We start from the raw sequence: 14,789 nt of genomic DNA on the forward strand, positions 1-14,789 counted from the left end.
GGAGGATTACTGTAATGACCACCGAAAAAGTTAAGTACGGCGTCCATTCCGAAGCCGGAAAACTGCGCAAAGTGATGGTTTGCTCTCCAGGCCTGGCCCACCAGCGGCTGACCCCGAACAATTGCGACGAACTGCTGTTCGATGATGTGCTATGGGTCGCCCAGGCCAAGCGCGACCACTTCGACTTTGTCACCAAAATGCGCGAGCGCAACGTCGAAGTGCTGGAAATGCATAACCTGTTGACCGACATCGTCGCCATTCCCGAAGCACTGGACTGGATTCTGGAACGCAAGATCACCGCCAATTCGGTCGGGTTGGGGCTGATCAATGAAACCGGTTCCTGGTTGCGCAGCCTGGAGCCGCGCAAGATCGCCGAGTTCCTGATCGGCGGTGTGTCCGCCGATGACCTGCCAGACAGCTTCGGTGGCAAGACCATCGAAATGTTTCGCGATTTCCTCGGCCACTCCAGCTTTATCCTGCCGCCGCTGCCCAACACCCAGTTCACCCGCGACACCACCTGCTGGATCTACGGCGGTGTGACGCTCAACCCCATGTACTGGCCGGCACGGCGACAGGAAACCCTGCTGGCCACCGCCATCTATAAGTTCCACCCGCAATTCACCAACGCCGACTTCGAGATCTGGTACGGCGATCCGGATCGGGAGCACGGCAGCTCCACCCTGGAAGGTGGTGACGTGATGCCGATCGGCAACGGTGTGGTCTTGATCGGCATGGGCGAACGCTCCTCGCGCCAGGCCATCGGCCAACTGGCGGTCAATTTGTTCAAGCACAAGGCGGTCGACAAAGTGATTGTCGCCGGCCTGCCGAAATCTCGCGCGGCGATGCACCTGGACACGGTGTTCAGTTTCTGCGACCGGGATGTGGTGACCATCTTCCCGGAAGTGGTGAAGCAAATCGTGGCCTTCACCCTGCGCCCTGACGAAAGCAAGCCGGGCGGCATCGACATTCGCCGCGAAGAAACCAGCTTCCTCGACACCGTGGCCCAGGCCCTTAATCTGAAAACGCTACGTGTCGTCGAAACCGGAGGCAACAGCTTTGCCGCCGAACGCGAGCAATGGGACGACGGCAACAACGTGGTGGCCGTGGAACCGGGCGTGGTGATCGGCTATGACCGCAACACCTACACCAACACCCTGCTGCGCAAGGCCGGTGTGGAAGTCATCACCATCAGCGCCGGCGAACTCGGTCGTGGCCGTGGCGGCGGCCACTGCATGACCTGCCCGATCATTCGCGACCCTATCGACTATTAAGGAGATTCCGTCATGGCTTTCAATATGCGCAACCGCAGCCTGCTGTCGCTGATGCACCACACCACGCGCGAGCTCAACTATTTGCTGGACCTGTCCCGTGACCTCAAGCGCGCCAAGTACACCGGCACCGAGCGTCCGCACCTGCAAGGCAAGAACATCGCGTTGATTTTCGAAAAAACCTCGACCCGCACCCGTTGCGCGTTCGAAGTCGCGGCCCATGACCAGGGCGCCCACGTCACCTACATCGACCCGGTGTCGTCGCAGATCGGTCACAAGGAAAGCATGAAAGACACCGCCCGCGTGCTGGGGCGGATGTTCGATGCCATCGAATACCGCGGCTTCGAACAGGAAATCGTCGAAGAGCTGGCCGAGTTCGCCGGTGTCCCGGTGTTCAACGGCCTGACCGCCGAATTCCACCCGACGCAAATGATCGCCGACACCCTGACCATGCGCGAACACAGTGACAAGCCGTTGCATGAGATCAGCTACGCCTACCTAGGCGACGCCCGCTACAACATGGGCAACTCGCTGCTGATGATCGGCGCCAAACTGGGCATGGACGTGCGCATCGCCGCGCCCAAGGCGCTGTGGCCGCACCAGGATTTCATCGATCAGTGCAAGGCGTTTGCCGAAGACAGCGGCGCGCGCATCACCATCACTGAAGATCCGAAAGCCGCGGTCAAGGGCGTCGACTTCATTCACACCGACATCTGGGTGTCGATGGGTGAACCCGTGGAGGCATGGGACGAGCGCATCGAGCAACTGCTGCCCTACCAGGTCAACGCGCAGATGATGAAAGCCTCGGGCAACCCGCGAGTGAAATTCATGCACTGCCTGCCGGCCTTCCACAACAGCGAAACCAAGGTCGGCAAGGACATCGCCGCGCGCTATCCACACCTGGCCAATGGCGTCGAAGTGACCGAAGAGGTCTTTGAATCGCCGGCCAACATTGCCTTCGAGCAAGCGGAGAACCGCATGCACACGATCAAGGCGATCCTGGTGGCGGCGTTGGCGGATATCTGAAGACTCACCCGGGTTCCTGCGGTGCCCCCTGTAGGAGCCGGCTTGCTGGCGAACGCATCGCCTCGGTGTATCTGACAGACCGAGGTGAGGCCATCGCCAGCAAGCCGGCTCCTACAGGGGACATCCGCAACCTCTCAGTTTAGAAGGACTGCATCATGCGTATCGTCGTTGCTCTGGGCGGTAACGCCCTGCTCCGCCGGGGTGAACCCATGACCTCGGACAATCAGCGCGCCAACATCCGGATCGCCACTGAACAGATCGCCAAGATCCACGCCGGCAATCAACTGGTGATCGCCCACGGCAACGGTCCCCAGGTTGGCCTGTTGTCGCTGCAAGCGGCCGCTTACACTTCGGTTTCGCCTTATCCGCTGGACGTGCTCGGTGCCGAAACCGAAGGCATGATCGGCTACATCATCGAACAGGAACTGGGCAACCTGCTGGACTTTGAGGTGCCCTTCGCCACCTTGCTCACCCAGGTCGAAGTCGATGCCAATGACCCGGCATTCCAGAACCCCACCAAGCCCATCGGTCCGGTCTACACCCAGGCCGAAGCGGAAAAGCTCGCCGCCGAGAAAGGCTGGGCGATCGCTCCGGACGGCGACAAGTTCAGGCGCGTGGTAGCCAGCCCCCGCCCCAAGCGCATCTTCGAAATCCGTCCGATCAAGTGGCTGCTGGAAAAAGACAGCATCGTGATTTGCGCCGGCGGTGGCGGCATCCCCACCATGTACGGCGCCAGCGGCAAACTGCAGGGCGTGGAAGCGGTGATCGACAAGGACCTGTGCTCGGCGCTGCTGGCCGAACAGCTGGACAGCGATCTGCTGGTGATCGCCACCGACGTCAATGCCGCCTACATCGATTTCGGCAAACCGACCCAGAGAGCCATCGCCCAGGCGCACCCCGACGAAATGGAAAAACTCGGCTTCGCGGCTGGGTCCATGGGACCGAAGGTCCAGGCCGCCTGTGAATTCGCCCGCCACACTGGAAAAGTCGCGGTGATCGGTTCACTCTCGGACATCGAGGCTATCGTTCAGGGCTCGGCCGGTACCCGTATCAGCACCGAGAAAGCCGGCATTACTTACTTGTGAGGAGAGACGGCAATGGCAACGTTCGACCCCGGACATCTGCATTTCGAGCGCCACGCGCTGAATAAGGACGATGTCAGCTACAACCTGCACCTTGACTATGAAGTTGTAACGGATCCCAAGGAAGGCAAAGGAATGCAGTTCACGTTGCATGGTTCGATCGAGGGCAAGGAAATGAAGGAACCGTTCTTCCTCCCCAAGGACCAAGCCTACAATTTTGCGCGCAATGTCACGAAAATTCTTGAGAAGTACGGCATCCCCAAGGTGCACAGCAGCATCGGTTCAAATCACAAATTCTACGACTTGATGTTCGAAGACATGAGGGAACAACTGGATATGAAATCGGGCGATCCGGTCAAACCCGAACATCTGGAGTAATCCCGTTCTCCCGTGAAAGCGCAGCCTCCGGGAGCAGGCTCGCTTTCACGGGGATTCAACGCTGATAAAGGTCCAGTGAAGCTGGCGGATCCTGCGGTTGGATGGCGAGGTAGCTGCCGACCGCATCATCTATCGTTGGAAAAAACGCCGCTTCACCCAGCCGCGCGAACAGCCCGAATCGCTTCAGCTTGTCCTTGACCGGATCCTTCATTTCGGCGATGCACAACTTGATGCCCGCCCCGTGCAAGGTTTCGTCCAGTTCCGCCAGCATGTCCGCAGAGGTCACGTCCACGCTGGTCACCGGTTCCGCCGCGACGACCAGCCAGCGCACCGGCGTGGGCGACGTCGCCACGGCGTCCAGGACCCGGTCATGGAACAGCTCGGCATTGGCGAAAAACAGCGGCGCATCCCAACGAAACAGCACCAGGCCGGGGATGAGACGCGCCTCGGGGTAGCGCTTGATGTCGTGGTACCCCTTGACGGTATCGGTGCTGCCCAACACCGCGGAATAAGGCCGCCAGCCATCCCACAGAAACTCGATGACGGCGATGACGATGGCCAGGCCGATGCCTTCGATCGCGCCAAACACGGCCACGCCCACGGTACAGACGATCGACAGCCAGAACTCCCAGCGCTGGATGCGATAGATCCGTCGCAGGTCGTTGACCTCGATCAGGCCGATGGCGGATGCAATCACCACTGCCGCCAAAGCGCTATTGGGTAAATCCTGCAACAGGTTCGGCGCCACCACCAGCAGCAAGGCCACGGCAAGCGCGCCGACGACGCCGGTCAGCTGGGTTTTCGCGCCTGCGGCCTCGGCCACAGGCGTGCGGGATGAACTGCTGCTGATCGCAAACCCCTGGAAAAAACCGGCAGCCAGGTTGGCGACGCCCAGCCCCACCATTTCCTGGTTCGGGTCCACGTAAGTACGGGTGCGCGCCGCGTAGACACGTGAGAGCACACTGGTGTCGGCGAATGACACCAGGGCGACGGCACAACCGCCGATCAGGACGGGGACGATATCGGCGCTGGTGATCCAGGGAATGGCGAAAGCCGGTAGCCCCTGGGGCAGCGAGCCCAGGACCTTCACCCCGCCCCGCGCGGCAAGATCCAGCACAGCCACGGCAACAGTCGCTCCCGCCACGGCGATCAGAATGCCCGGTATGCGTTTGTGGCCCTTGAGCAGCAGGATCACTGCAAGTGTGGCGGCACCCACCATGAACGTGGTCCAGTTGGTCTTGCCGTCCATCACCGCCGTGGCGATCGCCCAGATGTTTCTCAGCGGGCCGTCGGACTCGATCGAAAAACCAAAAAACTTGGGCAGTTGACTGATCAATACCGTCAGCGCGATGCCGTTCATGTACCCGTAGCGGATCGGTTTCGACAGCAGTTCGGTGACGAAACCCAGGCGCGCGATGCCCGCCAGGATGCACACCGCCCCCGACACGATCGCCATCATGCCTGCCAGGGCAATGGCCCGTCGCGGATCCCCCCCGGACAGTGGCAGGACGACGGCGAGGATCACGGCAGCCAGCGAAGAGTCCGGGCCCAGCACCAGAATCCGGCTGGGCCCGAACAACGCATAGGCCAGCAACGGGACAATGGTTGCATAGAGACCATAGATACCGGGTACGCCGGAGGCTACCGCGTAGGCGATACCGACAGGCACCAGCATCGTGGTCAGCACCAGTCCGGCCACGATGTCGTGCCGCAACCAGCTCATCCGGTATCCGCGCAGGGTGCGCAGTCCCGGCAGCCAGCGGCTCCAGCCGGCCTGATCTGCGCTCGACTCGCGACGCGCAATCCGCCCCGGTTCCGGCACGGGGGGCGAACTATCCGTTTGGCTCATGGCACTGCGGCCCTTGGTATGCAACGCAGACAGACTGCAACGACCCGTCAGAATTTTTCGGGAATTCGTCGCAGCGGATAATCCGGCTCGCGATAACCACCGGGTTTCTGCCGCTTGGGCAATATCACCTTCTCGCGCGCGACATCCTCGTAGGGAATGCGGCTGAGCAAGTCGCTGATGATGTTGAGGCGGGCCCGTCGTTTATCGTTCGAGTTGGCCACCAGCCAGGGCGCATGTTCAGTGTCGGTGGTCATGAACATGTCGTCGCGGGCGCGCGAGTAGTCATACCAGCGGCTGTATGACTTGAGATCCATAGGGGTCAGCTTCCAGATTTTGCGGCCGTCCTTGATCCGCGCCTCAAGCCGGCGGGTCTGCTCTTGCGGGCTGACTTCCAGCCAGTACTTGAGCAGGATGACGCCCGAATCGACGATGGCCCGCTCCACGTTGGGTGCTGTTTTCAGGAAACCGGCCACCTGCTCCTTGGTGCAGAACCCCATTACCCGCTCGACGCCCGCGCGGTTGTACCAGCTACGGTCGAAGATCACCACTTCGCCTGCCGCAGGCAGATACGGCAGGTAACGCTGGACATACATCTGGCTTTTCTCGCGATCGGTCGGCGCCGGTAGCGCCACCACCCGAAACACCCGCGGGCTCACCCTTTCGGTCAGCGCCTTGATCGTCCCGCCCTTGCCGGCACCGTCGCGACCCTCGAAAATGATGCAGATCTTGGCGCCCTTGGCCTTTACCCATTCCTGCAACTTGACCAGTTCGACGTGCAGGCCGCGCAACTGTTCAAGATAAACCTTGTTCTTCAGTTTCGAGCTTTCGGCGGGTTTGCTCCTCGGGGCTTTCTTGTCCTTTGCCATTGAAAAGACCTCACAAATGCGGGTAGATGACGACCGATTGGCAGATCCGGCAGCTGCAGCTTTCGGTTTGCAGATCGCCGCTTTTTTGTAGGAGCTGGCTTGCCAGCGAAGGGGGTCTCGAGCCTTGCACCGCCATTGAGGACGCCTTCGCCGGCAAGCCAGCTCCTACAGAAAACAGCATTAGCGTTGTGGGCGGCCCTTCTGCTCTCCATGACCAACCGAGTGAGTTTAGTCGATGATTGCACCCTCAACATCGAGTTGACGTGGGTTTACCGGGCGATCAATCCGCCGCGACGCTGACTGAGCAGATTGACCATCAGGCAGGCATACAGCGTGACAACGATGAACAACCCCATGCGCACGGCAAACGCGGTGTAGACGTCCTTGCCCGCCGCACTGTCCTGCACCGACTGGCCCAACAGGATAATCATCGTGATCAGGCTGTTGAGCCAGAATCCCGGGCTGAAGCGGGTCGGGCTCAGGGCATACAACTTGCGCGCCAGCGCCAGGCCGAACAGCAGCATCCACAGAAAGAACATCCACAGGTGCACGAACAGGCTGAGGGCGCACCAGAACAGAATGGCCAGGAGGCCGCCGAACAGGGTCGAGCCGACCAATTCACGGCCGGCGTTGCGGGCGGTCGCCGTCGAGCTCTGCTGGCCCAGGCTGACGGCCTTGAGAATGATCGGCAGGTAACTGGCGGGATCGATCAGCGCCAACAGGAAGGTCGGCAGCACGATCAGGGTGGTGCGCAACGCCACCCGGCCCACCTCGTCGGCGGGCATGACCGGTGGGGCCGGGGGTGACGGGGCGTTGGCCGGTTCGGGAAACAGCCAGTGACTCACCGCCAGCACCCCCACCGCGAGCACCAACCCCTTGACCAGCGCACCGATGACCAAGGCGCCCAGCTCGAAATCGGCGACACCGGCCGACGAGATCATGGTCAGGCCAATCACCAGAAAGGTCATGATCAGGTTGTTACCGCCACGCAGGCCATAACGGAAGGCCAGGAACAGACACACGCCGATCAACAGCACGCCGCTGACCGGGTAATAGCGCAGGATCGGGATCAACAGCAGCCCGATCGCGGTGGTTAACAGGGCGGCCAGGGCCAGCACCAGGCCGGCCTTGAACGGCAGCGGCCGATTGAGAGTGGCCAGCAGCAGAACGGCCAGCACCGGGGCAAAAAAGGGAATCGGCAACCCCAGGCCGAAGCTGGCGGCGAGGCTCAGCGCCGTGCCCGTGGCCAGGCGCAATGCCCGCTGCGCCCGGGGCGAGCGCCCGGCAGGCACGCTCTTAATAGACATAACTCAGCCAACTCATCAGGCCTACAAACAAGCGGCCCAGGGGATTGAGCGGATTGCCCTCGGTGGGGAACGCCATGACTTCCGCCTGCCCACCGGCACGGATGGCACCGCTGTCGCGCAGCCGGGTCCGCGAGTCTTGGGAAAACTCGATGATCACCGGAAAACGTTGCGCCGGGCGCAGCCAGTCACGGCTGTTCTGCACGCTGGGCAGCGTGCCGGGCGGCGGGGTCTGACCGACGCTGACGCCATAGCCGACACTGCGCACGCGCCCCTCGAACATCTCGCCCGGCAACGCGTCCAGCACAATCGCCACCGGCGTCTCGAGCCTGACCAGGCCGAGGTTGTTCTCGGTCATGTCCGCGCTGATCCACACATCATGGATGGCGATCAGGGTCATCACCGGGCTGCCGGCCCCGGCAAACTGCCCGACATCGGTGCGCAGATCCGTGACCAGACCGGACGAGCGGGCGCGGATCTGCGTGTTGGCCAGGTCCAGTTCGGCTTTTTCCAGCGCCGTGGCGGCGCTGCGCAAGATGGCGTTGTCTTCGTCGCTGCCACCCTCCTGTTCACGCGCGCGCTGCACTTCGGCACGGGCGGCGGCGACCTTGCTGACCGCCTGTTCGCGGGTGGAGCGCGATACTTCCAGCAGGCGCACGGAAATGGTCCCGGGGTCTTCGCGGTACAAGCCTTCCAGGCGCTGATTGTCCTGGCGTGCCTTGAGTTCATTGGCCTGGGCGGCGCGCAGGTTGGCTTGCGCCGCCGCAATACCGGCGGTGCTGGCGCCGATCTGCCGGCGGGTCGACTCAAGGTCGGCGCGCGCACGGTCGACGGCGATCCGGTACGGCTGCGGGTCGACCTCGAACAGCAATTCGCCGGCCTTGACGTCCTGGTTGTTGCGCACGTTGACCCGGGTCACCCGCCCCGCCACCTCCGAGGCCACCGGTATCACAAAGGCGCCCACCCGGGCTTGTTGCGTATAGGGCGTGTATCGGTCGGCCAACAGGTACCAGGCCAGGCTCAGGAGGATCACCAGCAACACCCACTTGATGCCTTTGTTCGTCGGGTCGGCGGTCGGCGCGGGTGCCGGTGCGGGTGCCGGTGCCGGTGCCGGTGCCGGGCTGACAGGTGTCTCGGACGCGGGCTTGGGCGCTTCACTCATGGTTCTTGTTCCTGGTAAGACATCGGAAAGGCTGGCGCCGGGGTGGCAGACTCCTCCAGCACATCGCCCCAGTCGGTGCGTTGTTCCATCTGTTGGCGGGTGGCCGGATCGACTTTAGGGAGCGGGCTGTACCAGCCGCCGCCCAGGGCCTTGTACAGGGCAATCGCATTGCTCACCGCGTTGCTGCGGGCCACCAGGTAATTGTCCTGTTGCTCGAGCAAGGCCCGCTGCGCGTCCAGCACCCGCTGAAAGTCCGAGTAGCCTTCGCGATACTGCGCGTTGGCCAGCACCAGCGAACGCCTGGCGGCCGTTTCGGCTTCACCGAGAATACGCTCGCGCTCCAGGGATTTGATCAGGCCATAGGCGGCATCGTCCGCCTCCCGTGCGGCCTGGCGGACCTTGTCGCGGTAGACCTCGATCAGCTGCTGCAACCGCGCGTCCTGCACCCGCACGTTGTTGCTGATCTGGCCATGATCGAACAGGTTCCAGCGCAGGCTGGGTCCGCCGATCAAATCCAGGTTGCGCGAAGTGCCACTGAGGGTGTCGGCCGACCAGACGATGCTGCCAAGCAATGTCAGCGATGGATAGAAGTCGGTAACGGCGACGCCGACCAGCGCGGACTGGGCGGCGACATTCAGCTCGGCGGCGCGCACATCGGGCCGGCGCAGCAACAGGTTGGCCGGCACGTCCTGCAGCACCGCGCGATCGACCAGTGGAATCAGTCCTGGATGCGCCATCAGTTGCGGCAGTGCGCCCGGCGGTTGCCCGATCAGCACGGCCAAGGCATTACGGGTGCGCTGCAGCTGATCTTCGAAATTGGGAATGGTGCTCAAGGTGCCCAGGTATTGGGTCTTGGCCTGTTGCAGGTCGAGTTCGGCTTGCTGGCCGCTGTTGAACAATTTTTCGGTGATCTCGAAGTTGCGCTTTTGCTGTTCGGCGTTTTCCCGGGCGACGCGCAGACGGGCTTCGGTGGTGCGCAGCGAGAAATAGGTCTCGGCCACTTGCGCGCGCAGCAACACCAGCACGTCTTCATAGTTGGCCTGGGCGGCGAAGTAGCTGGCATCGGACGACTCGATGGCGCGACTGAAGCGCCCCCAGAAATCCAGTTCCCAGCCGACGTCGAATGCGGCGCTGTGTTGCCAGAAATGACTGTCCTGCGGGTTGCTGCCACCGAATTGCCGACGGTTGAAGTACAGGCTGTCGACGCTGGCCTGCTGCAGCTGCGGGTAGCGTCCGCTTTGGGCGATACCCAGCTGGGCGCGGGCCTCCATTACCCGCAGACCGGCGATTTTCAGGTCGGCATTGTGCGCATCGGATTCGGCAATCAGCCGATCAAGGACCGGATCGGCGAACACTTGCCACCACTGCCGCAGGTCCGGGTTCAGGCTGCGTTGACTGGATTGCTCGAGGGCCGGGCTACCCCACTGCTTGATCCATGCCTCGCCAGGCGCCTGGAAATCCGGCCCGAGCCGTACACAGCCGCAAAGACCCAGTGCGCCAAGCAGCAGGAGCCGGCCTGGCCGACACAGCAAGGCTCTACGTGACTGCATTTACGCTGTTCCCGGCCGACGAAGTTCACTGGAGCATAGACGTCCAAACGGGCAAACGGCTGCTAAGCTTTTTTAACATCCCCAAATCTGCAGCGACCGGTTAAAAGGTACGACACTCATGAATACGACCCAGGCTACTGTGGAACCCCATTCAGCTGGCTGGCGCTTCAAGTTGGGGATTATCATTCTCTGCGTGATGTTGGGCTCCTGGCTGTTGGTGCCTCTTGCCGCGATGTTCGGCGTGGCGGGTTCAAGGATCGCCGCGCTGACCGGTGTGCTGTTCATCAGTAACAAGGTCCTGTTGATCATCGTCATTGCAGTGATGGGCAAAGCCGGGTTTCAACAGTTGAAGCGCACCGTGTTCGGTTATGTGTCCTCGATGGCACCCAGCATGGATGCCGAAGTGGGTCCGTGGCGGCACCGAATCGGTATCGTCATGTTCTTCGTGCCGCTGGTCTCGGCCTTTCTTGAACCCTACGTCGACACTATCTGGCCGGGCCTCAGGCCCAACCTGTGGCAGTTGCAGGCACTGGGCGACTTGATGCTGATCGCAAGCTTTTTTGTGCTGGGAGGGAATTTCTGGGAGAAAGTGCGTGCGCTGTTTATTCGAAAAGCGCGGGTCGCCAATGCAGAAGCGATTTAACGTTGGAAATCTGATGAGGGGTGCGAACCAGGTTGCGGCATGTCCTTCCAGGGGCCGCTCTGCCAAAGCACTTTGTCAGCAGTGGAGCCCTTATGAACAAGTCCATCTTACCTTGCGTCGCGACGTTTTTCTCCATGGTCTGCCTGTGCGCGACTGCCGAGACCGTGACGCCGCTGAAGGGGCAGTCCCCCGACATCATCCAGCAGGACATCGGCGCATGCCAGGCTCAGGCCGGCAATACCACCACCAGCACCAGCCCTCAATCGGGTGGACGGGTCCGGGGTGCCGCCACGGGTGCAGTCGCGGGTGCGGCGGTAGCCGGCGCGCGCGGTCGTCAGCATGACGAGTTTTATGACCAGGTCGATGACGATGTCAAACAGGAATATCGGCAGAATAAAGCCAAGGATGCCGCGGTGGCTGGCGCAGTGGTCGGCGGCGCCCGGCAACGTCAGGATCGTCGTCAGGATCGCCGGAGTACGGAACAGAATACGGCTGCCGCTTCTTCCGCCTACACCAGTTGCATGCAGCAGCGCGGTTATCAAGTAACCCCCTAGATATAAAGAAGACAAAAAAAGCCGAAGCCCTGAGGGCTTCGGCGATTTTTATCTGTCTATCGGCGAACTGGCTCTTTCAAGCGTTCGACGCTGCCCGGCCCTGACTCGCCACCCCGTCCAGAGGGCTTTGCCCTACCAGCGATGGCCCCTTCGGCGCACGCAACGTCCATAGCAGATAAACCCCCACCAGCCCCGCCGCCGACAATGACAACATGCCTGCGCGGGGATCGGTGAACCAGACCTCCATATTGGCCTTGAGCATGGGTGCGACGAAGCCGCCGATATTGCCCATGGAGCCAATGAGCGCAATACCGCCTGCAGCGGCGACCCCTCCCAGATAGCCGGTAGGCAGGGTCCAGAACAGCGGCTGAACAGTCACGAAACCGGCCGCTGCGAAGCAGAAAGCCAGCAGTACAGGGGCGAAACTGTTGAGCAATGCCGAGGCGGCAATACCCAAGGCGGCCAGGCCCAGCATGCACATCGCCATCTTCAGGTGTGCCCCGTGCCGGTCGGCATAACGCGTCACGAAGTACATGGCGACGGCGGCGCACAGCCACGGCAACGAAATGAACATGCCCACCTTGAAACCGACGGTGGTACCCAGCAACTCGGCGATTCGCGTCGGCAGGTAAAAGATGACCCCATACACACTGACCTGAACGCTGAAGTAGATCAGGATGAACTTCAGCACTCGCTTGTTGCGAACCAGACCCAGCAGGTTGGTCGGGCCATGGGCAAGTTTGAGCTGGTCTTCAGCTTCCAGCTCCTGGCTCAGGGCCGCCTTCTCCTCGCGGGTCAGCCAAGGGGCGTCCTGTGGTTTGCTCTTGAGGTAAAACAACGCGATGATCCCCACGACGACAGCCGCCAGGCCTTCCACCAGGAACATCCACTGCCAGTTGGTCAGGTTGAACATGCCATGCATTTCCAGCAACCAGCCCGACAGCGGACTGCCCAGCATCAGGGCCATCGGCAGGCCGAAATAGTAGATGCCGATGGCCTGGCCGCGACGCTGGGCGGGAAACCAGTAGGTCAGGTACAGGATCACACCCGGGGAAAAGCCCGCTTCGGCCACGCCGAGCAGAAAGCGCAGCACGTAAAACGTCGTTTCATCCCGGGTGAACATCATGGCGGCGGACACCAGGCCCCAGGTGATCATGATCCGGCTCAGCCAGAGCCGTGCGCCGACCCGGTGCAACATCAGGTTGCTGGGAACTTCGAAGATCGCATAACCGATAAAGAAAATACCCGCGCCCAGGGCGAAGGCGGCATTGCTCAAGCCGATATCGGTTTGCAGTGCCGCCTTGGCGAAACCGACGTTGGAGCGATCGATCATCGCCAGGGCAAACATCAATGCCAGGAACGGCAACAGCTTCCATCGGCACTTGGCGATGGCGCTCTCGATGGCTGCCGCGTGATCCGCTCTTGTGGTGTTTTTACTCATGTTTTTGCTGCCTTTTTATTATTGTCCAGCGACCATTGCTGCTATCCGTGGGCATAGGCAGGTCCGGGTCGATTCGATAACGACCGGGCAAAACTAGTGGACTGGATTGATAAATTCCAATGACATATTTTCAGCATTTGATATCGTTTGGTTATCAATCAGATTGAGCGCTCAATGGAAAACGACGAGATTTCATACGCCAGCGTCAGCAAATGGCTCAAGATCAAGCACCTGGTGCTGGTCGATACGCTGGCCCGGACCCGCAACATGCATACGACTGCCGAGCTGATGAACCTGACCCAGCCCGCCATCAGCAAGATGTTGCGCGACATCGAACTGTTGCTCGGCTTTGCCTTGTTCGAACGGCAAACCCGCAGCATGGTCCTGACCGAGCTCGGCGAGTTTGTGGTCCGCTATGCGCGGATGACCCTGGACGATACGCATTCCTTCGTCGATCAGCTCAATAAGCTGCGCAAAGGTGGCCACGGCCAGTTGAAAGTCGGCGCGATATTCGCCGCGACCTCGGTGGTGCTGCCCGAGGCCATCACCCGGATCAAGCTGGACCGCCCGATGCTGTCCATCGAAGTGATCGAGCAAACCAGCAATCAACTGCTGGAAATGCTCCAGCATAAAAAGCTCGATCTGATCATTGCCCGCTTCACCGATGAACGTTACCAGCAGCCGTTCGAATTTCGCCCGCTGGGCCCCGAGCCCTTTTGCCTGGTGGTCAACAGTCGCCATCCCCTCGCCCGGTTCGACGAAGTGGCGACCGACCAGCTCGGCGATTGGCCCTGGGTCATGTACCCCTTCAATGCCCCCATCCGCCGACGGATGGAAAGCGCCTTCACCGAGTTCAATGTTCGCACGCCGACCAACACGGTCGAAACCATCTCGATGCCAACCTTCCTGCAACTCCTGCAATCGGGACCGATGCTCGCGATGCTGCCCGATTCCATGGTCCAGTCCCAGGTCCAGAGCGGTTTGCTCAAAGTGCTCAACACGCCGTTCAAGGTCGAACCCCAGGACTACGGCATCATCACGCGCAAGGACGAGCCGCTATCCGAAGCCGCCCGGGAATTCGCCGACACCTTGCTGGAATTCGCCCGGCTGCGACGGGAAGCCGGTGACCGTTGAGCGATGTTTCACTGAAAAATCGCCGAACCAATGAGAAAAGGTTATCGATCAATCCAAAGGTCTCATTAGGCAGCCACCCGCGGCGGCTCTTATAGTGCGGCAAGCTTGTGCCCTGGCAGATTGGCGCAGTCACCTGAATCCCTGCTCTCCTCCCCGTCCTGACATCCCCGCAAGGGGACATCCTTTACTGGAGCCAGAAATGTCCACGATTATCGGCCACAACTACATCGGCGGTCAGCGCCGCGCTGCCGGCACTGTCATCGTCAAGAGCGTCGACGCCAGCACCGGCGAAACCTTGCCCCACGATTTCTACCAGGCCACCCTGGAAGAAGTCGACGCCGCCGCCAAGGCTGCCGCCGCCGCTTACCCGGCCTATCGCAGCCTGAGTGCCGAACATCGGGCGCTGTTTCTCGATGCGGTGGCCGATGAGCTCGATGCCCTGGGCGATGAGTTCGTCGCCCTGGTCTGCCGCGAAACCGCGTTGCCGGCCGCACGGATTCAAGGCGAGCGCGGTCGCACCAGCGGCCAGATG

14 protein-coding genes are annotated in these 14,789 nt (G+C 61.4%); 8 read left to right on the forward strand and 6 right to left on the reverse strand.

All coding sequences use genetic code 11. The features are described 5' to 3' along the window. Positions 1-14 precede the first annotated feature (14 nt). The 4 genes from arcA to F8N96_RS32450 all read left to right on the forward strand — a co-directional run bounded on the left by arcA (position 15) and on the right by F8N96_RS32450 (position 3,754). Positions 15-1,271 (forward strand): arginine deiminase, encoded by a 1,257-nt coding sequence (gene arcA / locus F8N96_RS32435; protein ID WP_150801246.1) that lies wholly within the window; start codon positions 15-17, stop codon positions 1,269-1,271. 12 nt (positions 1,272-1,283) lie between these two features. Then, positions 1,284-2,294 carry an ornithine carbamoyltransferase gene (locus F8N96_RS32440; RefSeq protein ID WP_064677723.1) on the forward strand — a complete coding sequence of 337 codons (1,011 nt, stop codon included), beginning with the start codon at positions 1,284-1,286 and terminating at the stop codon, positions 2,292-2,294. A gap of 155 nt (positions 2,295-2,449) precedes the next feature. Continuing rightward, positions 2,450-3,379 carry a carbamate kinase gene (arcC, locus tag F8N96_RS32445; RefSeq protein WP_150801247.1) on the forward strand — a complete coding sequence of 310 codons (930 nt, stop codon included), beginning with the start codon at positions 2,450-2,452 and terminating at the stop codon, positions 3,377-3,379. A gap of 12 nt (positions 3,380-3,391) precedes the next feature. Beyond that, the gene (locus F8N96_RS32450; protein WP_150801248.1) at positions 3,392-3,754 is read left to right on the forward strand and encodes a DUF5064 family protein; all 363 of its coding nucleotides are present in this window, start codon (positions 3,392-3,394) and stop codon (positions 3,752-3,754) included. A 55-nt stretch (positions 3,755-3,809) separates the two neighbouring features. Here the strand turns inward: F8N96_RS32450 and F8N96_RS32455 are convergent, their stop codons facing one another. From F8N96_RS32455 to F8N96_RS32480, 5 genes are all read right to left on the reverse strand, one after another. Continuing rightward, complete coding sequence (locus F8N96_RS32455) at positions 3,810-5,603, reverse strand: SulP family inorganic anion transporter (RefSeq protein ID WP_150801249.1); 1,794 nt, start codon at positions 5,601-5,603, stop codon at positions 3,810-3,812. Between the two features lie 47 nt (positions 5,604-5,650). Further along, positions 5,651-6,469: a polyphosphate kinase 2 gene (ppk2, locus tag F8N96_RS32460; RefSeq protein WP_150801250.1), complete on the reverse strand. Its 819-nt coding sequence runs from the start codon at positions 6,467-6,469 to the stop codon at positions 5,651-5,653. A 269-nt stretch (positions 6,470-6,738) separates the two neighbouring features. Then, on the reverse strand, positions 6,739-7,776 hold the full coding sequence (locus F8N96_RS32470; protein WP_150801251.1) for a DUF2955 domain-containing protein: 1,038 nt from the start codon (positions 7,774-7,776) through the stop codon (positions 6,739-6,741). Continuing rightward, entirely contained in the window at positions 7,766-8,935 is a 1,170-nt protein-coding gene (locus F8N96_RS32475; RefSeq protein ID WP_150801252.1) for an HlyD family secretion protein, read from the reverse strand. The genes F8N96_RS32470 and F8N96_RS32475 overlap by 11 nt, the downstream gene beginning before the upstream one ends. Further along, positions 8,932-10,485 (reverse strand): efflux transporter outer membrane subunit, encoded by a 1,554-nt coding sequence (locus tag F8N96_RS32480; RefSeq protein ID WP_150801253.1) that lies wholly within the window; start codon positions 10,483-10,485, stop codon positions 8,932-8,934. The genes F8N96_RS32475 and F8N96_RS32480 overlap by 4 nt, the downstream gene beginning before the upstream one ends. A 118-nt stretch (positions 10,486-10,603) precedes the next feature. On the opposite strand from F8N96_RS32480, the gene F8N96_RS32485 reads away from it, so the two are divergent. Continuing rightward, positions 10,604-11,128, forward strand: a complete 525-nt coding sequence (locus tag F8N96_RS32485; RefSeq protein ID WP_150801254.1) for a transporter suffix domain-containing protein — start codon at positions 10,604-10,606, stop codon at positions 11,126-11,128. 92 nt (positions 11,129-11,220) lie between these two features. Beyond that, a complete protein-coding gene (locus F8N96_RS32490; RefSeq protein WP_150801255.1) occupies positions 11,221-11,682 on the forward strand; it encodes a YMGG-like glycine zipper-containing protein in 462 nt (153 codons plus the stop codon). A gap of 76 nt (positions 11,683-11,758) precedes the next feature. Here the strand turns inward: F8N96_RS32490 and F8N96_RS32495 are convergent, their stop codons facing one another. Beyond that, complete coding sequence (locus tag F8N96_RS32495) at positions 11,759-13,123, reverse strand: MFS transporter (protein WP_150801256.1); 1,365 nt, start codon at positions 13,121-13,123, stop codon at positions 11,759-11,761. Positions 13,124-13,297: 174 nt separating this feature from the next. On the opposite strand from F8N96_RS32495, the gene F8N96_RS32500 reads away from it, so the two are divergent. Together F8N96_RS32500 and F8N96_RS32505 are read left to right on the forward strand one after the other, a co-directional pair. After that, positions 13,298-14,257 (forward strand): LysR family transcriptional regulator, encoded by a 960-nt coding sequence (locus tag F8N96_RS32500; protein WP_150801257.1) that lies wholly within the window; start codon positions 13,298-13,300, stop codon positions 14,255-14,257. A gap of 199 nt (positions 14,258-14,456) precedes the next feature. Beyond that, positions 14,457-14,789 (forward strand): aldehyde dehydrogenase family protein (locus tag F8N96_RS32505; protein WP_150801258.1); only part of this gene is annotated, 333 nt, incomplete at its 3' end.

The organism is Pseudomonas fluorescens (assembly GCF_902497855.1).
Taxonomy (GTDB): Bacteria; Pseudomonadota; Gammaproteobacteria; order Pseudomonadales; family Pseudomonadaceae; genus Aquipseudomonas; species Aquipseudomonas fluorescens_BI.

Bases quoted from the DNA above. Each gene is read 5' to 3' on its own strand.
- arcA (WP_150801246.1), top strand. From the start codon at position 15: ATGACCACCGAAAAAGTTAAGTACGGCGTCCATTCCGAAGCCGGAAAA.
- F8N96_RS32440 (WP_064677723.1), top strand. From the start codon at position 1,284: ATGGCTTTCAATATGCGCAACCGCAGCCTGCTGTCGCTGATGCACCAC.
- arcC (WP_150801247.1), top strand. From the start codon at position 2,450: ATGCGTATCGTCGTTGCTCTGGGCGGTAACGCCCTGCTCCGCCGGGGT.
- F8N96_RS32450 (WP_150801248.1), top strand. From the start codon at position 3,392: ATGGCAACGTTCGACCCCGGACATCTGCATTTCGAGCGCCACGCGCTG.
- F8N96_RS32455 (WP_150801249.1), bottom strand. From the start codon at position 5,603: ATGAGCCAAACGGATAGTTCGCCCCCCGTGCCGGAACCGGGGCGGATT.
- ppk2 (WP_150801250.1), bottom strand. From the start codon at position 6,469: ATGGCAAAGGACAAGAAAGCCCCGAGGAGCAAACCCGCCGAAAGCTCG.
- F8N96_RS32470 (WP_150801251.1), bottom strand. From the start codon at position 7,776: ATGTCTATTAAGAGCGTGCCTGCCGGGCGCTCGCCCCGGGCGCAGCGG.
- F8N96_RS32475 (WP_150801252.1), bottom strand. From the start codon at position 8,935: ATGAGTGAAGCGCCCAAGCCCGCGTCCGAGACACCTGTCAGCCCGGCA.
- F8N96_RS32480 (WP_150801253.1), bottom strand. From the start codon at position 10,485: ATGCAGTCACGTAGAGCCTTGCTGTGTCGGCCAGGCCGGCTCCTGCTG.
- F8N96_RS32485 (WP_150801254.1), top strand. From the start codon at position 10,604: ATGAATACGACCCAGGCTACTGTGGAACCCCATTCAGCTGGCTGGCGC.
- F8N96_RS32490 (WP_150801255.1), top strand. From the start codon at position 11,221: ATGAACAAGTCCATCTTACCTTGCGTCGCGACGTTTTTCTCCATGGTC.
- F8N96_RS32495 (WP_150801256.1), bottom strand. From the start codon at position 13,123: ATGAGTAAAAACACCACAAGAGCGGATCACGCGGCAGCCATCGAGAGC.
- F8N96_RS32500 (WP_150801257.1), top strand. From the start codon at position 13,298: ATGGAAAACGACGAGATTTCATACGCCAGCGTCAGCAAATGGCTCAAG.